Genomic DNA, 25,400 nt, shown 5'->3' on the forward strand with positions numbered 1-25,400 from the left:
AATTTAACTACTTAAAGCTTTAATTATTTATATATTATTTTGGATTATTTGTTATATCTTTATTTAAAATTTCATATTATATTTTTCTAAAAATCTTCTTATTGATTCTATCATCGCATCAGCTCCACCTTCTACATCTGATTGAACATTTAATGCTAATAGAGGTTCATGAAGGGATAATCTTAATAGAAACCATCCATCTTCTTTTTCTGATGGACACATAACTCTTACTCCTTCATAATTTTTTTCAGGTAATTTCCATGAAGTATGACTCTTAACCAACGACTCTAAATCCTTTAGGATCCCCTCTCCAAATTCTCTATAGTTATCTTTTTCTATATTTATTCTATATTCTACTTTTTCTAAAGGTTCTTCAAGATTATCTATAAGACTTCCAATCTCTCTTCCTTCTTCATGCAGCTTTGAAACTTCAATTAATATTTTTGATACTAAAAATGCTCCGTCATCTAAAAAATAATTTTCTTTTATAGCTGCATGTCCTGAGGTTTCTATTGCAAGATGACATTCTGTGCCTTCTTTATTTAATCTAATACCTTCATTTATTACATTTTTATATCCTCTTTTAAATCTATGATGTATTCCACCTTTACTTTCAATGAATCTTCCAAGCCCTTCAGTTGTAACTGAATCTGTAACTATTGTACTATTTGGATATTCTTTAAGAATTATTGTTGATATCAATGCTATAAGTGCATCTTTATTTATTGGATTTCCGTTTTTATCCACAATTGCAGCTCTATCAACATCTGTATCGAAGATTATTCCCATATCACTTTTAGTTCTCTTTACGGCCTCACATATTGATTCTATAGCTTCCTTATTTTCAGGATTAGGAATATGATTTGGAAAATTGCCGTCTGGGTCTAAAAATTGACTTCCTGATGTATTTGCCCCTAATTCTTTAAGTACCTTTTCTGCAAAGAATCCACCAGCACCATTTCCAGCATCTACTATTATATTTAATCCATCAAGAGGTTTATCAAAATTACCCTTACTATCTGCACCAACTCTTATTTTATCTACTAAAATTTTTGAATAATCATCAATAAGATTTCTTTTTTCTAGCTTACCTATATTCTGTGTAGTGATTTTATTAACCTCCGATAAAGCTACTATTTCATCTATATCAGATTTTTCTACTCCACCTTTATCTGTAAAAAACTTTATTCCATTATAATAGAAAGGTAAATGACTTGCTGTTATCATCGCTGCACCATCACACTTATATCCATCCATTACAGTTGACATAAACATAGCTGGTGTTGTAGCCATACTACAATCATAAACGTCACAACCTAATTCCCTTAGTGTTTCTATAAATACTTCCTTCAACTCTTCTCCTGATAATCTTGAATCGCATCCTATAGCTACCTTTAAAGAATTTGAATTCTTTTCTTTTACAAGCCAATTATAAAATCCTATTGCTATTTCTCTCACTTCATCTTTAGATAAGTTTACTTCTTTGTATTTATTTTTAATTGCTATACCTCTTATATCAGTTCCGTTCTTTAATTCTTCTAACCTTTTGTTCATTGCTACTCCTTATATTTAAACTATTACTACCTTAAGATAATATATAATTTCTATCTAATCTTTTGTTACACATACCTAAACCTTTACACAAGCTGTATAAAGGCTTATCACAATAAATAATATATAATACTTTTTAAATTTTTACTGTAAACATTTAATTAAAAAAATTTCTACTCTATTTGTTAATAGCATATACTTTTTATTATTAAAATATTAATTTTTAAAGACATAAATCCAAAGCAAACTAGCTATATAAAATAACTATAACAATAAGAACTAGAGTATACTCTAGTTCTTATTTAAGTATCAATTCCAAATAATTTTTCCATGAAAATACTAAAATTATTTTACCTTTAAGATTATTTTAAATATATATAAAATCCTCATTCTTATTATTTTTACAAATATATGCAAATATTCATAAAGCGTTTATTGAATAGCAAAATTCAAAGTGCTATGCTTTGGTTAAGCGATTTAAGATGATGTGAATAACTAGAAAATTAATACTACGAGGTGATTTTATGATTAACAATAATGACTTAGAAGAATTAGTAGAAAAGAATAAAAAGTATATTAAGGATGGTCATGTAGCAACATACATTCCTGGTCTTGCAGTAGTGGACCCTAATCAATTAGGTGTTGCAATTTATGATTTAGAAAGTAATAAAGAATATTTTGCCGGTGATTATGATACAAGATTTGCTATAGAAAGTATCTCTAAAGTTCCAACTCTTATACTTGCAACTTTAGATAATGGATTAGAAGAAGTATTTAAGAAAGTTGATACTGAACCTACTGGTTTTGCATTTAATTCAATATTAAATATGCAAATAAATCATAGAAATAAACCAACAAATCCATTTGTAAATGCTGGTGCAATTGCAACAACATCTTTAGTAAAAGGAAAAGATACTGAAGAACGTTCAGCTAGAATTTTAGAATTCTTCAAGAAAATCATGGGTGATGATGGTGTTAAATTAAACACTGAAATTTATTTATCAGAAAAGAGAACTGGAGATATAAATAGATCATTAGCTTACTACATGAAAGGTAATAATATGATCGAAGGCGATGTTCCTGATATACTTGACTCATACTTTAGACAATGCTCTATGGAAGTAACAGCAGTTGGTCTATCTAGAATGGGTGCTGTTCTTGCAAATGAAGGTGTATGTCCTTGGAATAATGAAAGATTATTCCCAATTGAAACAGCTACAGTAGTTAAATCTTTAATGACTACTTGCGGATTATATGATGAATCTGGTACTTTCTCAGTTCACATCGGTCTTCCATCAAAGAGTGGTGTAGGTGGAGGAATACTATCAGCAGTTCCAAGTAAATGTGGTATTGGATTGTTTAGTCCTGCATTAGATGTTCCTGGAAATAGCGTTGCTAGTATTAAATTACTTAATGATATCAATGATAAATTAAAATTAGATATCTTTAGATAAGCAAGAGGTATTAAAGATTTAATTAAGATAAAAGAACCAAGCTAAATTAATTTAGCTTGGTTCTTTTTTATAAAAATATTTGAAATAATATAAGAGCTGCTACACCAGGTATTCCAAATATACCAGCAATTAATGCGGTAATAATATTAATAGCTATATGGAATCCAAATCCCGCTCCGATTGTGTTGACTATATATAGTAATACAACTCCAAATATTCCGTTTAACAACAATTTAATTGGCCATTTTAATAATCTTATAATAACATATAAAACTACTAATCCAATAAGCCCATATACAAGTAACTTAGCATCTAACATTAAAAACACCTCTTTATTCTGCTAGTCTTAGATTTTTATTCATAATATATTTTCTATTAGCTTTAATTCCTTTTTTCTTAGCTTGATCCATCAAATATGAATATCTTTTTTTAGCGGCTTGCTCTGTATATATAGCCACCTCTATAAGTAATGGATCTTCTACATTTTCAAAAATACTATTTGCAATCTCCATTTCAGCCTTTGCACCTTCAATTGCCATTAGCAAGTCCATTTTTTCACTTTTATAACCAATTACACCCCTAAGATATTTAACTATAAAATTTTTATTCATATACTAACCCCTTAAAATTCATTTATAATTAAATTTTATCCAAAAATTGTAATTAGTATGCAAGCTATTAAAAATTTAGTAACACATTTTCAAACATCCTCATACATTATTATCATAAGAAGCTTTTCACTCATTCTCAAACAAAACTTCTAACTCCCATCTATATTAAGGACTCAATTTTTTGAGTCCTTCTTTTTATATTTGAGTTCTTCCCTCTAATGCTTTTGAAAGAGTTACTTCATCAGCATATTCTAGATCTCCACCCACTGGTATACCAGCTGCTATTCTTGTTACCTTAACATCTAAAGGTTTAAGTATCTTTGCTATATACATAGCTGTAGCTTCACCTTCTATATTAGGATTTGTAGCTATAATAACCTCTTTAATTTCTTCTCTCATTCTAGAGACTAATTCTCTTATTCTAATATCTTGTGGTCCTCTACCTTGCATTGGTGAAAGATTTCCATGAAGAACATGGTAAACTCCATTATATTCTTTAACTTTTTCCATAGTCATTATATCTTTTGGTTGTTCTACTACACATATAGTACTCTTATCTCTGTTAGGATTTGCACATATAGCACAAGGATCTGAATCAGTAAAATTACCACAAACTGAACAATATTTAATTGTTCCTCTAGCCTTTACTAATGCTTCTGCAAACTCTTTCACTTCATCCTCTGGTAAGTTTAATACATGAAGCGTTAACCTTTGTGCTGTCTTTTGACCTATACTTGGCAACTTAGCAAATTCCTCTATTAATTTCTCTATCGCAACTGGATAAAATTCCATAACCCTCTTCCTTTCAAATCTCTATTTTCAATAATTATCACTAAAAACTATACTAGTAGTTTAATATAGTTTATACCATTTAACAACTTAATAAAGATTAAATAAGAATTAATTTATAATAACTATTATAAACATCCTGATATAATAACTAATAATAAAAACCCTTCAAATTATATTAATTTAAAGGGTTTTTATTATTTATTAAACTATAAAACTTTTCTATTACTTACTTTATATGTTTTATATATAAGTATTAATCCTACTATTAATAATATAGATCCTATTATTGCATATATTGCTGTATAGTCTCCTACATAATATACAATCATCGGCATTACTAATATTCCCACTATATTATAAGTTATATGACCTATCATACTTCCTATTATAGAATTAGACCAAGTAACTATGACTCCTAATATTATTCCTAAAACTATTGTATACATAGTTTGTACCGGATTAAAATGGAATAATCCAAATAATATTGCTTGCAATATTATCGCTACTATTACATTAAATCCTCTTTTTAATTGATCAAATATTAATCCCCTAAACAAAATTTCTTCAAATATAGGTATTATTATGGTTACACTTATCATTGTATATATAGAATTATATGCAGTCATTAATCCCTTTGATGTATCACTATAGCTAGTGAATTTATCTCCTACTAAAGCAACAAAAGCTGATGATAATACTGCAAATCCTAAAGTAGCTAAAATTATTATTGGAATATACGACTTTTTTATTTTATTAAATTTGCATCTTTCCCAAAGATTTTTCTTTCTTTTTCTAAGCATTAAGACATATATTAAAAATGTTATTAATGCAGAAATTACAGCTAAAATAAATTGATTATTCATTATTTGAGTTCCCATCATATTTATGTCTGACTGACTCATTATTGCACCAGCCATTATGATAAACCCATAAATCATGCCTACTAAAGCTTGCATAATAAGATAAATAAGACCAAATCCTATAATCTTTCCAAAAATTCCAAGATACTTTTTCATTACTTTTCCCCCTATTTCTCATTAGTTCATCTATATATTACCATATTATTTAATTATTCTTCATTTATGTAACAAAAGGTTTTATTTGTAAATTAAATGTTTATTTTTAAATATAAAAAGACCAACTAAAATAGTTGGTCTAAAATCTTATAAACTAACAGGATTACTATCTAACTTTTTAATTTTCCTATTAAATTGAGCAAATAATACAATTCCTGTTATACATGTAATAACTTCAGTTATAGTTGATGACCAAATTACACCATGAAGCCCTAAGAAATGATGAGCAATTATAACTACTGGAATATACAAAATCCCCTGTGCTACTGCCATTATAGTAGTAGGCGCCGCTTGTCCAGACGCTTGAAAAATCCCCATAAGTAGTCCAGTAAATCCATTAAATAAAGCTGAAATTAGCATAGCTATTAAAATATATGTACCTACGCTTACAACAGATGATTGAGTAGTAAATAATCTAATTATAGGTACTCTTAATATATATACTATTGCTACAAATAAAAATGAAATTATACCTATATATTTTGCCGCTTCCTTAATTGCTGATTTTAACCTTAAGAAATTTTTATTAGAAAAATTATAAGCTAATAGTGGTATAATCCCTAAAAATATTCCCATTGATAAAAATTCAGGGACTTGTACAATACGTAAAGCAACTCCAAACGCAGCTATGACATTATCACCATACTCCATACAGTAATTATTTAAAAGCAGTGTTGTAACAATCATAAAGGACATTTGCAAAAGTTCTGATATACCTATTTTATATATTTCCCATTGCTCTTTTAATGAAAGTTTAAATCCACCAATAAAACCTCTAAGGTGTTCACTTCTCTTTTCTAAATAGTATATATAATAAATTGCAGAGGCAAGATTCGCTATTGACATTGAAAGTGCTGCTCCAACTACATTTAAATTAAAAAATAGTATTAATAATGGATCAAATATTAAATTGACTAATGCACTAACCCCCATACCATACATTGATTCTTTTGATGCACCTTCTGATCTAACTACTTGTTCTAATGCAAAATTTAAAACAATTGTAAATCCGCTAATAAACAAAGCTATTGAATAATTTTTGGTTAAATTAAAGGTTATATCATTTGTACCTAGTAATTTTATAAGTGGGTTCATTACAAATAAAGAAATAGTTGCTATAATAATTCCTGCTACTATACTTGCAAATACAGTATAACTAGCCACTCTTTTTGCTTTATTTATTTCACTTTTAGCAATTAAACGAGTTATGTAAGTTCCGCCTCCAACACCAAATACATTTCCAAAGGCCATTAGTATAGTGAAAATTGGAAGACCTAATGTTATTGCAGATAACATCTCAGTATTATGTAATAGTCCTATAAAGTATGCATTAATAATATTATACACAGTTCCAATTGACATCCCTATCATCATTGGAATTGAAAGATGTCTGATCGCTTTCTTTATGGGTGCCTTTTCTAAATAATATTCATTTGTTATATCTATAGTATTTTCCATAATAAAATACCTCCTTATAAATAATTAAATATCTAACAATTAGATTTAATATAGTTAGAGTTCTAACTAATTAGTTAATAGTAGCTTATAGCTACTACTTAAAGTTAATTATAAAGAATGATTTATTTTAGATAATAATTTTTCTAAAGTCTTACGCTCTTCAACTGTAAGGGAAGCTGTAATACTTGATTCAACCTTAGAAAAAGCTTCATTAAAATCATTAATTAATTCTTCTCCTTTAGATAAAAGATAAATATTTTTTTGACGTTCATTATCTTTAGGAATACGACGCTCAATGTATCCTTTTTTCTCAAGTCCCTTTAGCATGCTCGTAATAGTAGCACCTCTTCTGTTAAAAACCTCAGCTAAATCTTTTTGAATTATTCCTTCATCTTGATGGTTATATATATAATCAAGAATCCTACCTTGTTGAGAATTTAATCCAAGTTGTCTTATGCTTTCATCAGCTTCTATTTTAAGCTTTATACTAATTATACGAAACAAATCTGAAAAAGTTGTATCTATCTTTTCATTATGTTGGTTCATAAATATCAACTCCTTTATTAACTAATTAGATTACTAACTAAATATTAAATACAGATTAACATCTATATACCTAATTGTCAATGTTCTAATAGTTAGAATTCTAACTATCTTTTATTTATCTATACATATAAAATAAAAGAGTGCCGAATTTATCGACACTCTACTAAAATCAAATAAATAGTTTATTATCTTAGACTGCTATTGATTAAAATAATCCTGGTATGTTCATTCCACCAGTTACTTTACCCATCTTATTTGCAGTTTCTTCTTCTGCTTTTCTTAATGCTTCATTTACCGCACTTAGAACTAAATCTTCTAACATTTCTACGTCGTCTTCATCAACAACTTCTGGCTTTATGTTAATAGCTAATATATCTTTTTTACCATTTGCAGTTACAGTTACAGCTCCGCCTCCAACTGATGCAACGAATTCTTGTTCTTCAAGATCTTTTTGCATTTGCTCCATTTGCTTTTGCATCTTTTGCGCTTGTTTCATTAAGTTATTCATTCCTCCCATGCCGCCTGGGAATCCACCTTTTGCCATATATATGTCCTCCTTAATAATAAAATCTAATTTTAATTATATAGTATTTTTTATAACTTTACTATACATAACCTATTAGTATTTATCTATATGTTCCTTATATAATTTATGCCTTAAATTTTTATAGTGTACCAAATAGTATTAGTCTTTATTCATCAATAATCTCTAAAAAATCTGCTCCAATGACATCACTTAAAACTTGCTCTGGAGCAGCATTTTCTTTTTGCTCATCAGAAACTGTAAATCTAACTCTTACATTATTTCTTAAAACTTCTGAGAATACTTCATTTACTAATTTATTATTCTCAGCTTTTTCTAATCTCTCTTTATTAAATGAGTACTGATCAGTATATTGAACCGTTATAACTCCATCTTTGCAGTCAACAGGTCTTCCTGTTGTTATTGATGCATATACTATCATTGCTCTTCTATTCTTTAATTCTTCTAGTATATCTTTCCAAGCTGATTTTACACTTTGAATACTTACATTAGTTGAAAGATTTTCATCTCTCTTAACGTTATTTTCTACAGATTGACTATTGTTTTGATTCTTAGCTGTTACTTGCCTTTTTAAATCATTAATATTAGCTGCTCCATCTGTACTTACAGCTTGATTAGAGGCTGCAACTTTTATCTTTCCTGATTTTAAGGCTGATTCTAATCTATTTAATCTACCAAGTATAACCTCGTTTGATGTATCATACTCAATTTTACATATCTTAATTATAGCAAGTTCTAGGTAAAGTCTTGCTTGCTTTGACATTTTTGCATTGCCTTCAGCCTCTTGAAGTATCCTTATACTTCTCATTATTTCCTCAACTCTTATTCTGTCTCCTTGCTCTTTTACTAAAGCAATATTCTCAAGAGACATATCAAGTACTTCTTCTGGATTATTTGTAACTTTAATCATAAGAAGATTTCTATAGTGAGCTATTAAATCCTTAATAAACAGGAATACATCTTTACCTGCATAAACTATTTTATCAATTATAGTCATTGCATCCTCAATGTTTCTCTCTATAGTAGCTGATGTTATCTCAAATAAATATTCATTAGTAACTAATCCAAGCATTGATACTAATTCATCATAATCTACATTACCATCACCCATAGCAATTGCTTGATCTAATATACTAAGTGAATCTCTCATAGCACCATCTGATACCCTCGCAATAAGATCTAAACTCTTATCCTCTGCAAAAACGCCTTTATTTTCAGCAATTTCTCTAAGTCTTGCTGTAATTTCTTTATTACTAATTCTTTTAAAATCGAATCTTTGACATCTTGAAAGTATTGTTATAGGGAGCTTTTGAGGGTCTGTAGTTGCTAGAATAAATATTACATTTGCAGGTGGCTCTTCTAAAGTTTTAAGGAATGCATTAACGGCTCCTGTTGAAAGCATGTGAACCTCATCCATTATATAAACTTTATATTTAGCCTCTTGAGGTGGATATTTAGAATCATCTATAATATCTCTTATTTTATCTACCCCATTGTTTGAAGCTGCATCTAATTCAGTAACATCTATCGCAAGCCCTTCATTTATCTTTTTGCACATTTCACATTCATTGCATGGCTCTCCATCTCTTAAATCAGTACAATTTAAAGCCTTTGCAAATACCTTAGCTGTTGATGTTTTACCTGTTCCTCTTGTACCACAGAAAAGATATGCATGTGCTATTCTTTCGTTTAATATTTGATTTTTAAGTGTTGTAGTTATATGTTCCTGACCTACTACATCTTCAAATGTTTTTGGTCTCCATTCTCTATATAACGCTGTATATGCCAAGGTTTTGTCACCTCTTTTTCTAAAGTTAAAGTCTATATTAATTATACACTAATAAGCACATTATTTATACAATTTATAAGGATAATGGCTCTTTCACTTAATACTTTTTAAATTAACTATCCTTTTCTTAGATTGCTACTTATAAATTAATGCTTTTATTTTCCCTCACAAATAATCCTTTTTATATGTTAAAATAATATGATAATAATATGCTGAAAAAACGAAAGGAGAATTTTAAATGAGCTTATATGATAAACAATACCTTGATATTGTAGAAAAAATTCTGGACCACGGATATTACGATCAAAATAGAACTGGAGTTGCTACATATAAAATTCCTCATCAAATACTTCAATTTGACTTAGAAAGAGAATTCCCTATATTAACAACTAAATTTGTTGCCTTCAAAACAGCTGTTAAGGAACTTTTATGGATATATAAAGATCAATCAAACAGCGTTAAGAAATTACAAGAACAAAACGTTAAGATTTGGAACGAATGGATGATGGATGACGGAACAATAGGAACATCATACGGATGGGTTGTTAAAAAATTTGATCAATTAGATAAATTAATAGATGCACTTAAAAATAATCCACAAGATAGAAGAATGATGATTAACCTTTGGCAAATTCCATATCTAGATACAGGAGCTCTTCACCCATGTTGTTTCCTTACTATGTGGGATGTAACAGACGGTAGATTAAATTGCATGCTTGTACAACGTTCAGGAGATATTCCGCTTGGAGTACCATTTAATACTACACAATATGCAGTTCTTGTTCACCTAATAGCTCAAGTAACTGGATTAAAGCCTGGATTATTTACTCACGTTATAAACAATGCACACATTTACGAAAACCAAATTGAAGGAATGAAACTTCAATTAACAAGAAGAAATGAAGCTTATGATGCTCCAAAACTTTGGGTTAATCCAGAGATTAAGGATTTCTATGACTTTACACCTGATGACATTAAATTAGAAGACTATAAATACCACCCATCAATAAAAATGGAGGTATCAGTTTAATGTTATCAATAATAGTTGCCACTGCTCAAAATAATGCAATAGGTAAGGATAATTCTCTTTTATGGCATATTTCAGAGGACCTTAAAAGATTTAAAGAAATAACTTCAGGTCATAAGATACTTATGGGAAGAAAAACATTTGAATCTCTACCTGGAATACTTCCAAATAGGCCACATATAGTTCTTACTAGAGATATGAATTTTAGCGTAGACTCTGATAAAGTAACTGTAATTCATAACTTAGATGAAGTTATAAGTAATTATAAAAACTCTGATGAAGAAATATTTATAATTGGTGGCGGAGAGATATATAATTTACTTATGCCTTATGCAGATAAGCTATACTTAACAAAAGTTAAGAAAGATTTTAATGCAGATACATTCTTTCCACAGATTGATATGAATAAATGGGAAGTTATCCACACTTCTGGTGATAAAACTGATGATAAAAGTGGATTAATTTTTGAATTTATAGATCTTATTAGAAAGTAATTTTAAGCTACCTCATACTTGAGGTAGCTTTTTTTATTTTTTATCTAATATAACCAATAATCTAATTATTAAGTGTTATAAAAGTATTTTCTTTAAATTTTTCAATGTATATATAGTTATTTCTCTATAGTTTCTAAAAAGTGCCTACTTGTAATAAAATTTATCTAATACTATTATACAAACTAAGGAAAACTAATATTAAGATAAGTAACGTATAAATGAAAGGTGGTAAAACTATGGAAAATATAAAAAATTCTATTATAAAGGCTTATAATTTTAGACATGCTTGTAAGGAATTTGATTCATCAAAAAAGATTTCTGATGATGATTTTAAATTTATACTTGAAACAGCTAGACTATCTCCTAGCTCCTTTGGATTTGAACCTTGGAAATTCTTAGTTATTCAAGATATGAGTTTAAGAGAAGAACTTAAACCACTTTGTTGGGGAGCTCAAGGTCAACTACCTACAGCAAGTCACTTTTTAATAATATTATCTAGAAACATAAATGACATGAAATATGACTCTAAATATATATTAAACTTTATGGAAAATGTTCAAAAATTACCTAGTGATGTAATACCTGTTAAGAATAAGTTCTATAAAGATTTTCAAGAAAATCAATTTAAACTTTTAGAAAGCGATCGAGCAATTTTTGATTGGGCATGCAAGCAAACTTATATAACATTAGCAAATATGATGACAGCAGCAGCTCAAATAGGAATAGATTCTTGTCCTATGGAAGGCTTTGATAAAGATCAAGTTGAGAATTTACTTATAAATAAAGGTATATTAGATAAAAAACATTTTGGTGTTTCTTGTATGGTTGCTTTTGGATATAGAAAAGCTGATCCTCAATTTGCTAAAACAAGGCAGTCTCTTGATAAAATAGTAGAATGGATATAAAAAATTAATTCATTATATAAATAAATCTATACAAAATATATAGTTATAAATATTTTGTATAGATTTATTTTATCTTTAACAAGAAAAAGAGGGCTCTTTACTTCTTGGCTTGCAAAGTTCCCTCACTTTCTTATCCTATTGTTTTTGTCCTATATTGTTAATCCTATTGAAGAGTAACCGAATTAAATTATTTTATTGAATATGTACTTTAATATTCAAAATTAACATTAAAAAACCGTGCACCTCGCTTCGACAGTAGCTTATACGCGTTACCTATGCAGTTAGCTCAGGCCAGATTTATCCACGGCACACGGAAGGATCCACTTATTGCTGCTTCCTTCCGGACCTGACAAGATTCATGGGCTCCCGTTGCGTGGGACCCAGCCATCAACACCACTTACATAGGGCAGGCCGTACAAACTAAAGCCTCCCCGAGGAATTCGACCCTGCTGTAGCGGATTGCAGGTTACAGGGCACCGCTAACTCCCCATCTAGCACGGTTCTGGCGGAGAGAGTGGGATTTGAACCCACGGTAGAGTTTCCCCTACACACGCGTTCCAGGCGTGCTCCTTCGACCACTCGGACATCTCTCCATAAAGTATTTAATTATTAAGCTTAAATAGTTTTAACTACAATTAAACTTAATATACTAAATCCGTTATAAAACTATATTTAGTTTTGATACTTTTTCATTCTATCATAAATACTATTTTAGTTCAATAGAAAGATTTATCCTTAAAATTCTTATATTTTTATTGTTGCAATATTTTTTAATTGACTTTAATTTTACTTATTAAATTATAATAAACATATAAAAATTAGATAAATATTTCTACCTTTTGTATGTTTATAAATAATATTATAATTATTTTTTATAGAATTTATTTTTTAATCTTTTTATCATCACTCTTTTTATTACTATTAGCTTTTCTCTCTTCAGCATATAATTGCTTTTTTATTTGTCCATTTATTAAAAATATAGGCATTAAGAGTACGAATATAGCTATTCTAATTACATTATTATGTATAAATATCATTGATATTAGTCCAATTATCTCAATAATACTTAGTATATGAGTAAGTTTATTTGAAAACATATAATCACCTCTAATATACATTATAATAAAATAGCTCTTAAATACCTAGTTTATATAAATTAAAAAATCCTCCTCTACCTATTTGTATTAAGCTAATCAAAGGAGGATTTTTTTAATCTCAATATCAGAAATCGTTTACCTAAATTGCAATATCATCTTATTTCCTTTATAAACTAAAGCCATATACTGAAAAGTACTCCTGCAACTACTAAAATTAGAGCTCCTCCAAGCCTTGTAGCAATCTGAGCATATGCCATCAAATTCATTCTTTTTGCTGCTCCTAATATTTCTAAATCTCCTGATCCACCTCTATTAACATGGCATAATCCAGCTGCTATAGAAGATTCTATTGGATAGAACCCAAATATTTTAGCAGTTATCCAAGGTCCAATTATTGCTCCTAAAACAGCAAATAATGATATTATTACAGTAGTCACATTAAATGCTTTCAGCAATTCTCCAAAATCAACCATAGCTATACCAACACCAGCTATTAATACGTAGAATAAATTACCTACCATAAATTTTTGAACTTGCTTTGCTCCAACCCTTATACCTTCTGGAACTATATTTAGAGCACAGGCTATTAATACAAATACAACCATATATGCAAATGGATGAATTACTATACCACCTATAGTTGGGAAGAATCCTTTACCAAATAAGTTTGCTAAACAATAGAATGCAAGTATTATAAATAATCCAGCAGCCGCATCTTCCATGGTTACTTTTAAGTTAGACTTTTCTTCTTTCGCATTAACGCTACCCTTTATTAATTCACCATGGCCTGTTAAATTTGGCTTCTTGTTTCCTATTCCATTTAATATCGCTCCCGCAATAATAGCTATAATATTTGCTATAGTTAATATTGCCATAGCAGAAGAATACCATACTTTAGGATCCTTTCCGGTTACTTGACCCCATATTTGGCTCATAGGTATAGCACCTGCTCCATTTCCACCTCCCATGATAGGAAGAGCATAATTTAATATAACTTCCTTAGGTGAAACTCCTGTAATTAATCCTCCAATTACAGCAAACCCTGCCGCAGTAATTGTCGCTATAAGTACCATAGGAATAAATCCTCCAATAGTCTTTGCTAAAAATTTTCTATCAATTGATAACAATGATCCACAAATCATTATAGATATGTATAATTCTAAAAATCCACTATCAAAAAGGGTTTTCACATTATGAACATATACAGTTGGAATAAATCCCATATATACAGCCCATGAAGTAGCTAAAAATGCTAATATAGCTCCACCGCCTAAATAATCTTTCCAAATTGGAATTGAATCACCAATTTTACCTAAGATTATCCCACAAGTAAATACTAAAAATATACTTCCAACCATATCTTTTGGTAAAGACTTAGTTTCTATTCCCAATATAATTATGACCGCTCCAATAATAAATAATGGCATAGGAATCCCAAAAAGATTTAATTTAATAAACTTTTTCAAAGGTCCAATTTCTTGACTCTCATTCTTATTTCCACTTTGTAATTCCATATAATTTTCCTCCTTAGATATTTATTATTTAAAATTTAATCTTACAGTCTCTGAAACTGCATCGACTATATTCCCTTCAAACACTCCAGGTATCACTTTATTTGGCGTAGGATTATCCACCAATGAAGCTAATTTCTTTGCAATACTTAACATTAAATCATAAGTTACATCATTAGCATTGGCTTCTAATAGCCCCTTAAATAAGCCTGGAAAAACCAAAATATTATTTACTTGATTTGGATACGCTGGTCCACCTGTAGCTATTACAGCTGCTCCAGCCTCCTTAGCTATCTCGGGTTTAACTTCTGGTGTTGGATTTGCGAGAGCAAATATAATAGGATCTTTACCCATAGTTTTTATCATGTCATATGTTAAGACATTCCCCTCTGACAAACCAATAAATACATCACTATTGTTAATGACATCTTCAAGGGAGCCTTTAAGCTTATCTGGATTCGTTATTTTTGCTATTTCTTGCTGTGGTTCATTTAAATCCGTATCTCCATATACTAAAGATCCTTTTCTATCTACTAAAATTATATTGTCTATTCCAGCTTCTTTTAATAATTTAGCTGTTGCAATACCTGAAGCTCCTGCCCCTAGAACTACAACTTTTAAACTTTCAAAATCCTTTTTCACAACCTTAGTAGCATTATATAAAGCCGCTAGTACTGCAATAGCTGTTCCATGTTGATCATCATGATACACAGGTATATTAAGCTCTTTCTTTAATACCTCTTCTATGTAAAAACATTCAGGTGCTTTAATATCTTCTAAATGTATTCCACTAAAACTATTGGCTATACTTTTTATAGTCTTAATTAACTCATCTTTATCCATCTGGTCAACACATAAAGGAATTGCGTTAACCCCTGCCAATTGATTGTATACTGAAGCCTTTGCCTCTACTATTGGATATCCAGCTAATGTACCAATATTACCAAAGCCTAAGACTGCTGTTCCATCAGTAATTACTGCTATTGAATTTCCAATAGATGTTAATTTTTTAATACTTTCAGGACAATGTTCAACTTCCTTACAAACAGTTGAAACACCTGGTGTATATATTTGAGATAAATCCTCCTTATTTTCTATATTAAAATTTGAGTTTATACTAATTAACCCATGTGCTGATTCTCGTGTCTTTAATATCTCTTCTTTAGTCATAATAAAATACCTCTTTTCTAAATTCATATAAATCAAATAAAACTTCTTATTGGTAAACGTTTACCAAGAGTCTATAATTTATTATTTATATTTTTCTTGAAAATTATTTTCTCTATATTCATTTATTAGCTTATTTATGCAAATAATTAGCTCTTCTACCGAATGAGTTCTACTTCTGCCACATTCTACTGCTGGACTATCGCATAGAAGACACTTCCTTTTAGAAATACTAAGCTGCTCTCTACTTATCTTTGATAAATTTTTATAAAAAATATCTATATCAAACAGCCTCCCTAAAGGATGTCTTTCTTCTAAATTTACAGTTAATTTCTTTAAATCAATCGGAGATTTATCTGAAATAAAATATGCCTCAAACCCCGACATACGCTTTATTCTTTTTAGTGCCTTAGCATTTAGAATCTCTTCTAATGCTAAAACACCTTCATTAAATGCAAAGTAATAATTATCAGACAACTTATACGGACCTGGAATATTAATTGTAAAACATATGATATTCCCTAAGTTTTCTTCATTTAACTTTTTTATCTCACTTGCTCTCTCCTCTCTCCCTTTTAATATCTCATGTAATAATTTATTTTGAATTGTCATAACTAATCCTCTTTTACTTTACGAATAACATCAATAATTGACCCATCACGATATTCTACTACACCAACAACTCTATCTTCATACTTAATAGCTTCTGGTTTCCCTGTTATTAATATTGCCTTTTCATATAATTCTTCTATATCAAATATAGGTATTCTCTTATTTTTCTCTAATTTGTCTTTTAATTCTTTATTATTAGGATTAGATAAATTAATTGCCACACCACGTTCTGTAACTACTACATCAATGGAATCTCCTGGAGTAATAACAGTATTTACTTTATCTACAACTGTTGGTATTCTTCCACGTACAAGTGGAGCTACTATCATTGATAGTTTTGCACCTGCCGCTGTATCTGAGTGTCCACCAGACGCTCCACGTATAAATCCATCTGATCCTGTAATAACATTAACATTAAAGTTCTTATCTACTTCTAATGCGCTTAAAATAACAATATCTAGTTTATTAGCTATACATCCTTTATTGTATGGATTAGCATACAATGATGCATCTATCTCTACATGTCTGTTATTTTTACCTATTGACTCAACAGCTTTTAAATCAAAACTTTGGACATCAAATAATGTCTTTATAAAGCCTTCTTCATGCAAATCAACAAACTGTCTGCTAATACCACCTAATCCAAAGCTTGCTGTAATATTTTCTTCCTGCATTTTTTCCTTTAAAAAACGTGCAACCGCAAGAGATGCTCCTCCAGTACCAGCTTGTATAGAAAACCCTTCTTTTAAATATCCTGAAGCTTCAATAACAGCTGCTGCATATTTTGCGATTAGTAATTCTTTTGGATCATTTGTAAAACGTGTAGCTCCAGAAGCTATTCCATTTGGATCTCCAATTTCGTCCACACAAACTACATAATCTACATCTTGTTGTGATATACTTGCTGGAACATTAGGGTATGGCATCATAGTATCTGTTATTAAAACAACTTGATCTGCATATTTGGAATCTATGATAGCATAACCTAATGACCCACATTGTGATTTCCCATATATACCATTAGCATTGCCATATTCATCTGCACATGGCACTCCTAAAAATGCTATATCTATTTTAGAATCTCCAGCTTCAATTGCACGTGCACGTCCACCATGAGAACGAATAATTATAGGCTTTTTCATAATCCCCTTTGAAATAGCTTCTCCTAGCTTTCCACGGACTCCACTTGTTTCAATTCCAGTAATAATTCCATCCTCAATATAATCAATAAGAAATACATGAGCACTTGTTAAAGAACTTGCACATAAAGTTAAATCTCTTATTCCAAGCTTTGATATCTCATCCATAACCATTTTCATTACATAATCTCCAGCACGGAAATGATGGTGAAATGAAATAGTCATTCCATCTTTAAGACCTGTTTTCTTAATAGCTTCTGATAAAGAATCTAACTTCTTATTATGACCTCTAAATGTAGCAGTAATTTTTCTTCCTTCAATATTTCCCTCTGGCTTTAAGCTAAATTCACCTTCAAATCCTACAGTTTTTCTATCTTTTAATATTTCATCTGGTATATTTACACCTATACTATTTAACCCCATAAATTACACTTCCTTTTCATATGTTATTCCTGAAGCTTTTGCAATCATTAATACACGCTCTGCTCTTGCAATAATCGGTTTATCAATCATCTTACCATTAACAGAAACAACTCCTGAACCTCTTCTTTCAGCTTCCTCTGCCGCTTCAATTATTAGTATAGATTTTTCAATTTCCTTTATAGTTGGTTCATAAATTTTATGTAATAAATCTATTTGTTTTGGATTTATAAGTGATTTACCATCAAATCCTAATTGTTTTATTAATGTAGCTTCCCTTATAAAACCCTCTTCATTATTTACGTCTGAGTATACAGTATCAAAAGCTGAAATTTTTGCTGCTCTTGATGCTAGTATTATTTGACTACGTGCTGCTAATAACTCAATACCTTCTGGTGATCTATTAGTTTTCATATCTGTTACAAAATCTTCTGCGCCAAGTGCTATACCCATTAAACGTTTAGATGAAGTTGCAATGTCATAAGCATTTAAAACACCTAATGCTGATTCTATAGCAGCCATCATTTTTGTAGTTCCAATAGGTAAACCTACCTCTTTTTCAATAGATGCAATTACATTCTCCATATCTATTACATCCTGTGCAGTTTCTGTCTTTGGTAAACGTATAACATCAGGCTGTGCCCTGACCATAGCTTTTAAATCTTCTAACCCAAACTCAGAATCTAAAGCATTAACACGAACAACAGTCTCAGTGTCTCCAAAATCCATTGATTTTAATGCATGATACACAAGTCTCCTAGCTGTATCCTTTTCTAAAATAGAAACTGAATCCTCCAAATCAAACATTACTGAATCAGCTCCATATATAGTGCAATCTTTTATCATTGCAGGCTTGCTTCCTGGTACAAACATCATTGATCTTCTTAATCTTGTCATTAATAATTCCTCCAATCAAATTCTTTTAATTCAGCAGCTCTATAAATTGCAGATTCAATACGGGCTTCTATAACACAGTTTAAAGCTCCTTTATCATTTATCTCCATGATAACTTCATCTACTTTTAATCTCTTAAGAGTTTCTCTTGCAACCTCCATTATTTCATTACCAAATTGTTTTTTAACAGTACTGGTCAAATTTATTTCAATATTATTTGTATCTGATGGTTCTACTGAAACTATGCAATCACTTGATTCAAGTGTTCCTGCTACTGCAGGCTTTTTAATTCTCATACTAAATACCTCCAAAAATATTATTTTGTTTATTTAAATTCAATAAATAATCAAATGTTGTCTTAGGAACAAGCTCCTTTATCATATCTAATTTATTTTCAAGCAAAAATTCACGAACACGTGAAGCTGATATAGCTTGTCCGTTGTATTCTAACCTTGGCACTTCAATAACATCTATACCATAGTCAGGAAGTATATCTTTCATATATTCATTGTAATCATTTGTTACATTAGACAGTGGTTCTTCTCCAACATATCTACATGTAATATTAAGAGTTTTAGCAATGTACTTAGAAAATAAATTTAAATCTAAATAAGCATGAGCCTTTACAATCTTCTCTTTTCCTTTTATAAAATAAGAAGGAAACGTAGCATTTGAAATTATATATTTTCCTGCTTCATGTATGATAACGTTATCTAAATGAGCTACACCTACCTTTACCATAGCCAATCTATCATATGTACTAAACTCTGACTTATCTTCTGTTAAGATAAATAAATGAACTATATCATTTTCTTTTGCTGCCTTTTCAATTAGGAAAAGATGCCCCTTTGTAAATGGATTACAATTCATAACAATGGATGAAATATTATCTCCTTCTACCCTAGCCTCACTAAGTTTCTGAAGATATTTCTTTAATCCATTAGCTTTATTTTCTAATAAAGCTACTAATCCTTCAATTTTTACTATTGTATGATAACCAAGACTTTCAAAAAGCTCGCAATTTTCTGGTTTTGTATATATGAATAAGTGTGTTTTATTATTTTCAAATTCTTTTTCAGTAAGTAACTTAACTATCTCATTTGTTAAACCCCTATTCTTAAAATCCTCTCTTACAGCAAAGCATTTTAGTACATTATCATCTAATGATCCAGTAGCTATTACTTCATTATGATTAAATACTGCTATCGTGAATTCAATATCATCTAAATAGCTAAGTCCTTCTTCGTCTAAGAATTTTTCAACCTTCTTTTTATTTCTTATATCTCTTTGAGGATCAAATGAAATAAATGTTAAATCAATTTTCAACTCTCCTTCATACATCCATACTCCCATATATATTTTCTCCTAATTATTTTACTTTTGTTTATTTTTTTAACATTTGTGCTTGTGACTTTATTTTACCACACCCTTTTCAAAGTACAATACTTTTTAATTTTTTTAATTATTTACGATATTTCACATTGTTTAACCTAAAATTTGTTACTTTTTTGCTTATTTTTATATATATTTTGTACTAAATTGTATTATTTTTCATGTTTTTATAAAATGAAAACGTTTCTCAAGCTACACAAAGTTGTCTCTTTTTATCATTTGTGATATATTTTTTCATATGTTAAAGAAAAGGAGAGAGTGTTTTGAAAGTTGATAGAAAACTTTTCATAGAAAAAGCGACTAGTTTAATAATAAAATCTTTATTGTACGAGGTAAGCTGCTATCCCTCTCCAGGATTAGTATCTCCTGTTTCAACAGGAGCTCATAATGATATGGATTATTACACATTTATCGATAGCATTTCTGAAATAGGACCTTTATTTAAAGAAATAATAGAGATGAGCATGTCCCAAATCCCACTTAATAAATTATTATCTACAATAAGACCTATAGGCATTAATATAGAAGATGCAATGTTTACTGCTACAAAAAAAATAAACACCCATAAAGGATTAATATTCTTACTTGGAGTTGTAGCTGCTTCTGTATCAAGAGCATTTTATAACAATTTACCCTTTAATTCAGTGCACAGTGTAATAAAGGAGATTTCATCTAACTTAGTTGAGAATGAATTATGTTCTAAGAACAGCAAGAATACAATAACTTACGGAGAAAAAATATTCAAAAAATACGGAATAACAGGGATTAGAGGCGAAGTTGAGAAAGGTCTACCAACTGTATTTAATCACAGCCTACCTTTTTATGAAAAATATTCAAACCTAAAAACAAATCAAAGGTTATATCTTACATTAATTTGTATAATGGCACATTGTGAAGATTCTACTCTTTTACACAGACACAATATAGACGTTTTAGAAGAAGTAAATACAAGATCTACAGAAATACTTAATCTCATGGAATATAAAAACTTAAAATCTATCGAAAAAGAAGTAATAAAACTAGATAAAGAATTCTCAGAAAGAAAGATAAGCCCCGGTGGAAGCGCTGATTTATTGGCGGTAACTGTTTTTTTAGATGGTATTAAAGATTATTTTCCTTTATAATTAAATGTAGTTTATTATTACTATAAATTTTAAGATAAAAAATATTATTAAATTTATATTTTTTATCTTAGAAGCATATTTAATGAGAATAATCTAAAATCGAGGTATGATTACATGAAATTCGAAGATAATTTTGAAAAGCAATACAATGATTTTCTGGCAGATATATCAAATCTATACTACAATGAAAATAAAACACAATCCGAGATAGCAAAAGAGTTCGATACCACTCGCTTTAAAATCGCAAAATATTTGCAAGAAGCACGCGAAAAAAATATAGTGAATATAGAAATAAATCGCCCTGAATCTAGAGTGACCTCACTAGAAAAAAAATTCAAAGAACACTTCAACTTGAAGGAAGTTATCATTACTAAAGTAAACAATAATGATACTATAGATATTTCACAAACCGTCGGAAAAGCTGCGGCTGATTATATTCAATCAATTCTAGAGGAAGATAGCATCGTTGGAGTAACTTGGGGAAAAACATTATATCAAGCAATTAGAAATATAAAACCCGAGAAAAAGCTTCCTCTTACAATAGTTCAACCTTTCGGTACTTTTGGAAAGAAAAATATAACTATGGATACTCCAAGTTTAATACATTTATTGTCTACTAAGTATGATGCAAATTATCGTTTTCTTTATGCACCTCTTTACATAATGAATGATGTTACAAGGAAAAACTTAGCTATGGAGTTAATTATAAATCAATCTCTTTTAAAATCTCAAAAAATGAATATCTTATTGACAGGAATCGGTACTCCAGAATCAATTTATTCAACCTTACTTTGGAAGGAATCATTTTATCAAAATGATTTTATAAAACACGAAGCAGTTGGTGCATTATTTGGACGATTATATAATAAGAATGGTGAATTCTTAGATATAGACTTAAATAATAAGGTTTTCGGAGTAGATCTTGATTCTATCCTTTCAGTAGAAAATAAAATATGTATTGTCACAGGTAAATTTAAATCAGTTTCTATTTTAGGCGCATTAAATGGAAATTTAATAGATTCCCTTGTTACTGATGAATTAACAGCAACAAAAATCCTTCAATTAGGAAATATTTAATAACAAAAGGAATGTGCATCTCAGTACACATTCCTTTTATTTTTTATATAAACTATTTTATAACATTTCTATTTTTATTCTTTTTAACTATAATAAATATAAATATTAACCCTAGCACTATTCCTGCAAGTGATATAAGTTGTGCCATTCTAAGTCCCATAAACATAAGACTATCTGTCCTAAGCCCCTCAATAAAGAATCTTCCAATTGAGTATAATATCATATATGAGCTTATCACTACTCCCTCATATCCTTTTTTCACTTTATACAATATTATAACTAGTATTATACAAACTAAAATATCCCATATCGATTCATATAAAAATGTCGGATGATAATACTGTCCATTTATATTCATTCCATCTTGAATAAATTCAGGGAATTTTGATATAAATTCACGTGATACAGGTCCACCGTGCGCTTCACTGTTCATAAAATTTCCCCATCTACCAACAGCTTGAGCCAATATAATTGATGGTGCAACTAAATCTGCATATGCCAAGAAGCTTATTTTCTTAATTCTTGTATATATGAACGCAGCTAAGAATGCGCCAATAAGCCCTCCATGGATTGCAAGACCACCCTCTCTTATCCTAAATATATCTGATAAGTTATCCTTATAATTACTCCACTCAAATATTACATAATATGCTCTAGCTCCTATTATTGCACAAGGAAAAGAAATTAAGAATACATCTATTAACACATCAAAATCTAATCCTTTTTTCTTAGCATTTTTATACGCTAATATAAATGCTAGAACTATACCTAATCCTATAAGAATACCATACCACATAACCTTAAAGCCATAAATTTCAAATGCCACTGGATTGTTCATACCATACCTCCTTATGTTTTTCTATAATATAACAGATAATGATTATTTCTTCATTACTTTTTTATAAAGTTTTTTCTCATTTCTTTTATTTTTAAAAAAATCAGTTATAAGTTTGCTACATTCTTCGTTATATAACCAATTTATATGTATATAAGAGTTTATATATCTATTGTTCACAATATCAATAACAGATCCACAAGCCCCCATATCTTTATTAAATGTACCTATATGAAGCCTTGATATCCTGCTCTGTATTATAGCACTTGCACACATTGGACATGGCTCTAAAGTTACATACATTTCTGCCCCATTCAATCTCCAATCTCCAATAGTCTTACACGCCTCTTCTATAGCGATTATCTCTGCATGTGCAATAACACTTTTCCTATATTCTTTTAAATTATATCCCTTTCCAATAACTTTATTATCCTTTACAATTACTGCTCCAACTGGTATTTCTCCAATCTCTAGTGCTTTTCTTGCCTCTTCTAATGCTAAATCTATGTAATTCATAAAATCACCACTTCAATTATAAAATTATAGAATTAAAGGACAGCACTTCGCCGTCCTTTAATTTTAAGTATATATTCTTACTTTCATTATTCTATTTTTTTCAATTTCTTCAACGACAAATCTAATTCTATCTATTACTATCTCTTCATGTTCTTCAGGAATTCTTCCAAGTTCACCTATAATAAGTCCACCTACAGAATCAAATTCTTCTGATTCCATATTAACCCCTATAAGATCACTTATATCATCTAGTCTTGCACTTCCGTCAACTACATATTCATCTTCCTTTATTACTTCAATCATATCTCTTTCTTTGTCATACTCATCTTGAATATCACCAACAATTTCTTCAACTAAGTCTTCAATTGTTACTATCCCAACAGTTCCACCATATTCATCAAGTACAACTGCCATATGATTTCTTGATTTTTTCATTTCATTGAAAAGTTCCGTTATCTTCTTAAATTCAAATGTATATAAAGGTTCACGCATATATTCCGTTACATTAAATGCTTCACCCTTGTATCCTGCTATTATAAGATCTTTTACATTAAGTATTCCAACTATGTCATCTATAGTATCATCATAGACAGGAATTCTTGAATATTGATCTTCTTTTATTATCTTTAATAAATCTTCATATGAATCATTTACTTCAATGGCTGTAACGTCTACTCTTTGAACCATTACATCTTTAACTTGAAGATCTGCGAAATCAAAAACATTAAAAATCATTTCTTTTTCAACATCCTCAAGGACCCCTTCTTCTTCACTTACACCAACCATTGTCTTAAGCTCTTCTTCTGTAATAAATGGTTCAGTAGCTTTTGGATCTCCACCGAATAATCTAATAAATACTGATGAAATAGCAGTAAATATTACTACAAAAGGTTTAAATATAAACACACATAACTTTATAGGTTTACTAACCCCTAAAGATACTTGCTCTGACTTTTGTTTTGCAATAGACTTCGGAGTAATTTCCCCAAAAATTAAAATTAAAACAGTCATAACTGCAGTTACAATCGCTACCGCACTTTCACTTCCACCTGATACTTTAACAGCAAGTGATGTCGCTATAGCTGATGCACCTATATTTACTATATTATTACCTATCAAAATAGCTCCTAGAAGCTTGTTTGGATCTTCTATTAACTTTTCTACTAACTTAGCTCCTTTTACTCCCTCTTCAACCATATGCCTTATTCTAATCTTACTTAATGACATAAGCGCAGTCTCTGACATAGAGAAGAATGCTGATAAAACAAGAAGTATTAATAATAAAACTATCTGCCCCGTATAACTAGAGTCCAATAATTATCACTCTCCCACAATTCACAATTTTAGTTATTTTATTATATTATTTTCC

The 25,400-nt window shown here is 29.6% G+C and carries 26 protein-coding genes, 1 tRNA gene and 1 other RNA gene; 6 read left to right on the forward strand and 22 right to left on the reverse strand.

What is annotated here, in order from left to right:
• Nucleotides 1-63: 63 nt before the first annotated feature.
• Entirely contained in the window at nucleotides 64-1,554 is a 1,491-nt protein-coding gene (locus tag JOC62_RS15275) for a phosphohexomutase domain-containing protein (protein WP_204596158.1), read from the reverse strand.
• 521 nt (nucleotides 1,555-2,075) lie between these two features.
• Here JOC62_RS15275 and glsA point away from each other — a divergent pair.
• Entirely contained in the window at nucleotides 2,076-3,005 is a 930-nt protein-coding gene (gene glsA / locus JOC62_RS15280; RefSeq protein ID WP_204596159.1) for a glutaminase A, read from the forward strand.
• 67 nt (nucleotides 3,006-3,072) lie between these two features.
• On the opposite strand, the gene JOC62_RS15285 is transcribed toward glsA, so the two are convergent.
• The 8 genes from JOC62_RS15285 to dnaX all read right to left on the reverse strand — a co-directional run bounded on the left by JOC62_RS15285 (nucleotide 3,073) and on the right by dnaX (nucleotide 9,821).
• Nucleotides 3,073-3,324, reverse strand: coding sequence for a pro-sigmaK processing inhibitor BofA family protein (locus tag JOC62_RS15285; RefSeq protein WP_204596160.1), 252 nt, complete (start codon nucleotides 3,322-3,324; stop codon nucleotides 3,073-3,075).
• A 13-nt stretch (nucleotides 3,325-3,337) separates the two neighbouring features.
• A complete protein-coding gene (locus tag JOC62_RS15290; protein ID WP_204596161.1) occupies nucleotides 3,338-3,616 on the reverse strand; it encodes a DUF2508 family protein in 279 nt (92 codons plus the stop codon).
• A 195-nt stretch (nucleotides 3,617-3,811) separates the two neighbouring features.
• Nucleotides 3,812-4,408: a recombination mediator RecR gene (gene recR, locus JOC62_RS15295; protein WP_204596162.1), complete on the reverse strand. Its 597-nt coding sequence runs from the start codon at nucleotides 4,406-4,408 to the stop codon at nucleotides 3,812-3,814.
• 206 nt (nucleotides 4,409-4,614) lie between these two features.
• Nucleotides 4,615-5,424 carry a CPBP family intramembrane glutamic endopeptidase gene (locus JOC62_RS15300; RefSeq protein WP_204596163.1) on the reverse strand — a complete coding sequence of 270 codons (810 nt, stop codon included), beginning with the start codon at nucleotides 5,422-5,424 and terminating at the stop codon, nucleotides 4,615-4,617.
• A 147-nt stretch (nucleotides 5,425-5,571) separates the two neighbouring features.
• The gene (locus JOC62_RS15305) at nucleotides 5,572-6,942 is read right to left on the reverse strand and encodes an MATE family efflux transporter (RefSeq protein ID WP_207758204.1); all 1,371 of its coding nucleotides are present in this window, start codon (nucleotides 6,940-6,942) and stop codon (nucleotides 5,572-5,574) included.
• A 108-nt stretch (nucleotides 6,943-7,050) separates the two neighbouring features.
• A complete protein-coding gene (locus tag JOC62_RS15310) occupies nucleotides 7,051-7,488 on the reverse strand; it encodes a MarR family winged helix-turn-helix transcriptional regulator (RefSeq protein ID WP_204596164.1) in 438 nt (145 codons plus the stop codon).
• Nucleotides 7,489-7,693: 205 nt separating this feature from the next.
• On the reverse strand, nucleotides 7,694-8,032 hold the full coding sequence (locus JOC62_RS15315) for a YbaB/EbfC family nucleoid-associated protein (protein ID WP_204596165.1): 339 nt from the start codon (nucleotides 8,030-8,032) through the stop codon (nucleotides 7,694-7,696).
• Nucleotides 8,033-8,180: 148 nt separating this feature from the next.
• A complete protein-coding gene (gene dnaX, locus JOC62_RS15320; RefSeq protein WP_204596166.1) occupies nucleotides 8,181-9,821 on the reverse strand; it encodes a DNA polymerase III subunit gamma/tau in 1,641 nt (546 codons plus the stop codon).
• A gap of 238 nt (nucleotides 9,822-10,059) precedes the next feature.
• Between dnaX and JOC62_RS15325 the strand changes: the two genes are divergently transcribed.
• The 3 genes from JOC62_RS15325 (at nucleotide 10,060) to JOC62_RS15335 (ending at nucleotide 12,247) form a co-directional block, all read left to right on the forward strand.
• Nucleotides 10,060-10,851, forward strand: coding sequence for a thymidylate synthase (locus tag JOC62_RS15325; RefSeq protein ID WP_204596167.1), 792 nt, complete (start codon nucleotides 10,060-10,062; stop codon nucleotides 10,849-10,851).
• Nucleotides 10,851-11,342 carry a dihydrofolate reductase gene (locus JOC62_RS15330; protein ID WP_204596168.1) on the forward strand — a complete coding sequence of 164 codons (492 nt, stop codon included), beginning with the start codon at nucleotides 10,851-10,853 and terminating at the stop codon, nucleotides 11,340-11,342. Before JOC62_RS15325 ends, JOC62_RS15330 begins: the two co-directional genes overlap by 1 nt.
• A 236-nt stretch (nucleotides 11,343-11,578) precedes the next feature.
• Nucleotides 11,579-12,247, forward strand: coding sequence for an NAD(P)H-dependent oxidoreductase (locus JOC62_RS15335; protein ID WP_204596169.1), 669 nt, complete (start codon nucleotides 11,579-11,581; stop codon nucleotides 12,245-12,247).
• A 235-nt stretch (nucleotides 12,248-12,482) separates the two neighbouring features.
• On the opposite strand, the gene ffs is transcribed toward JOC62_RS15335, so the two are convergent.
• From ffs to citC, 10 genes are all read right to left on the reverse strand, one after another.
• An RNA gene (gene ffs, locus JOC62_RS15340) (signal recognition particle sRNA large type) lies at nucleotides 12,483-12,747 on the reverse strand.
• Between the two features lie 3 nt (nucleotides 12,748-12,750).
• Nucleotides 12,751-12,840 (reverse strand) — tRNA-Ser (locus JOC62_RS15345).
• Nucleotides 12,841-13,128: 288 nt separating this feature from the next.
• A complete protein-coding gene (locus JOC62_RS15350; RefSeq protein ID WP_204596170.1) occupies nucleotides 13,129-13,344 on the reverse strand; it encodes a hypothetical protein in 216 nt (71 codons plus the stop codon).
• Nucleotides 13,345-13,517: 173 nt separating this feature from the next.
• Nucleotides 13,518-14,858, reverse strand: a complete 1,341-nt coding sequence (locus tag JOC62_RS15355; RefSeq protein ID WP_204596171.1) for a 2-hydroxycarboxylate transporter family protein — start codon at nucleotides 14,856-14,858, stop codon at nucleotides 13,518-13,520.
• A gap of 24 nt (nucleotides 14,859-14,882) precedes the next feature.
• Nucleotides 14,883-16,025 carry an NAD(P)-dependent malic enzyme gene (locus JOC62_RS15360; RefSeq protein ID WP_204596172.1) on the reverse strand — a complete coding sequence of 381 codons (1,143 nt, stop codon included), beginning with the start codon at nucleotides 16,023-16,025 and terminating at the stop codon, nucleotides 14,883-14,885.
• 81 nt (nucleotides 16,026-16,106) lie between these two features.
• Nucleotides 16,107-16,634 carry a citrate lyase holo-[acyl-carrier protein] synthase gene (gene citX / locus JOC62_RS15365; protein ID WP_204596173.1) on the reverse strand — a complete coding sequence of 176 codons (528 nt, stop codon included), beginning with the start codon at nucleotides 16,632-16,634 and terminating at the stop codon, nucleotides 16,107-16,109.
• Between the two features lie 2 nt (nucleotides 16,635-16,636).
• Nucleotides 16,637-18,196: a citrate lyase subunit alpha gene (gene citF / locus JOC62_RS15370; protein ID WP_204596174.1), complete on the reverse strand. Its 1,560-nt coding sequence runs from the start codon at nucleotides 18,194-18,196 to the stop codon at nucleotides 16,637-16,639.
• 3 nt (nucleotides 18,197-18,199) lie between these two features.
• On the reverse strand, nucleotides 18,200-19,090 hold the full coding sequence (gene citE, locus JOC62_RS15375) for a citrate (pro-3S)-lyase subunit beta (RefSeq protein WP_204596175.1): 891 nt from the start codon (nucleotides 19,088-19,090) through the stop codon (nucleotides 18,200-18,202).
• Nucleotides 19,090-19,383, reverse strand: a complete 294-nt coding sequence (gene citD / locus JOC62_RS15380; protein ID WP_204596176.1) for a citrate lyase acyl carrier protein — start codon at nucleotides 19,381-19,383, stop codon at nucleotides 19,090-19,092. The genes citE and citD overlap by 1 nt, the downstream gene beginning before the upstream one ends.
• A 1-nt stretch (nucleotide 19,384) precedes the next feature.
• The gene (citC, locus tag JOC62_RS15385) at nucleotides 19,385-20,440 is read right to left on the reverse strand and encodes a [citrate (pro-3S)-lyase] ligase (protein WP_204596177.1); all 1,056 of its coding nucleotides are present in this window, start codon (nucleotides 20,438-20,440) and stop codon (nucleotides 19,385-19,387) included.
• 302 nt (nucleotides 20,441-20,742) lie between these two features.
• On the opposite strand from citC, the gene citG reads away from it, so the two are divergent.
• Together citG and JOC62_RS15395 are read left to right on the forward strand one after the other, a co-directional pair.
• Complete coding sequence (citG, locus tag JOC62_RS15390; RefSeq protein WP_204596178.1) at nucleotides 20,743-21,603, forward strand: triphosphoribosyl-dephospho-CoA synthase CitG; 861 nt, start codon at nucleotides 20,743-20,745, stop codon at nucleotides 21,601-21,603.
• Nucleotides 21,604-21,717: 114 nt separating this feature from the next.
• Nucleotides 21,718-22,680, forward strand: coding sequence for a sugar-binding transcriptional regulator (locus tag JOC62_RS15395; protein ID WP_204596179.1), 963 nt, complete (start codon nucleotides 21,718-21,720; stop codon nucleotides 22,678-22,680).
• A gap of 52 nt (nucleotides 22,681-22,732) precedes the next feature.
• On the opposite strand, the gene lgt is transcribed toward JOC62_RS15395, so the two are convergent.
• The 3 genes from lgt to JOC62_RS15410 form a co-directional block, all read right to left on the reverse strand.
• Complete coding sequence (lgt, locus tag JOC62_RS15400) at nucleotides 22,733-23,518, reverse strand: prolipoprotein diacylglyceryl transferase (protein ID WP_204596180.1); 786 nt, start codon at nucleotides 23,516-23,518, stop codon at nucleotides 22,733-22,735.
• A 42-nt stretch (nucleotides 23,519-23,560) separates the two neighbouring features.
• Nucleotides 23,561-24,031 carry a nucleoside deaminase gene (locus JOC62_RS15405; RefSeq protein WP_204596181.1) on the reverse strand — a complete coding sequence of 157 codons (471 nt, stop codon included), beginning with the start codon at nucleotides 24,029-24,031 and terminating at the stop codon, nucleotides 23,561-23,563.
• A 63-nt stretch (nucleotides 24,032-24,094) separates the two neighbouring features.
• Nucleotides 24,095-25,345, reverse strand: a complete 1,251-nt coding sequence (locus tag JOC62_RS15410; RefSeq protein WP_204596182.1) for an HlyC/CorC family transporter — start codon at nucleotides 25,343-25,345, stop codon at nucleotides 24,095-24,097.
• Between the last annotated feature and the right edge of the window lie 55 nt (nucleotides 25,346-25,400).

Origin of the sequence: Clostridium sardiniense, from assembly GCF_016907995.1 — a bacterium.
Lineage (GTDB): Bacteria > Bacillota > Clostridia > Clostridiales > Clostridiaceae > Clostridium > Clostridium sardiniense.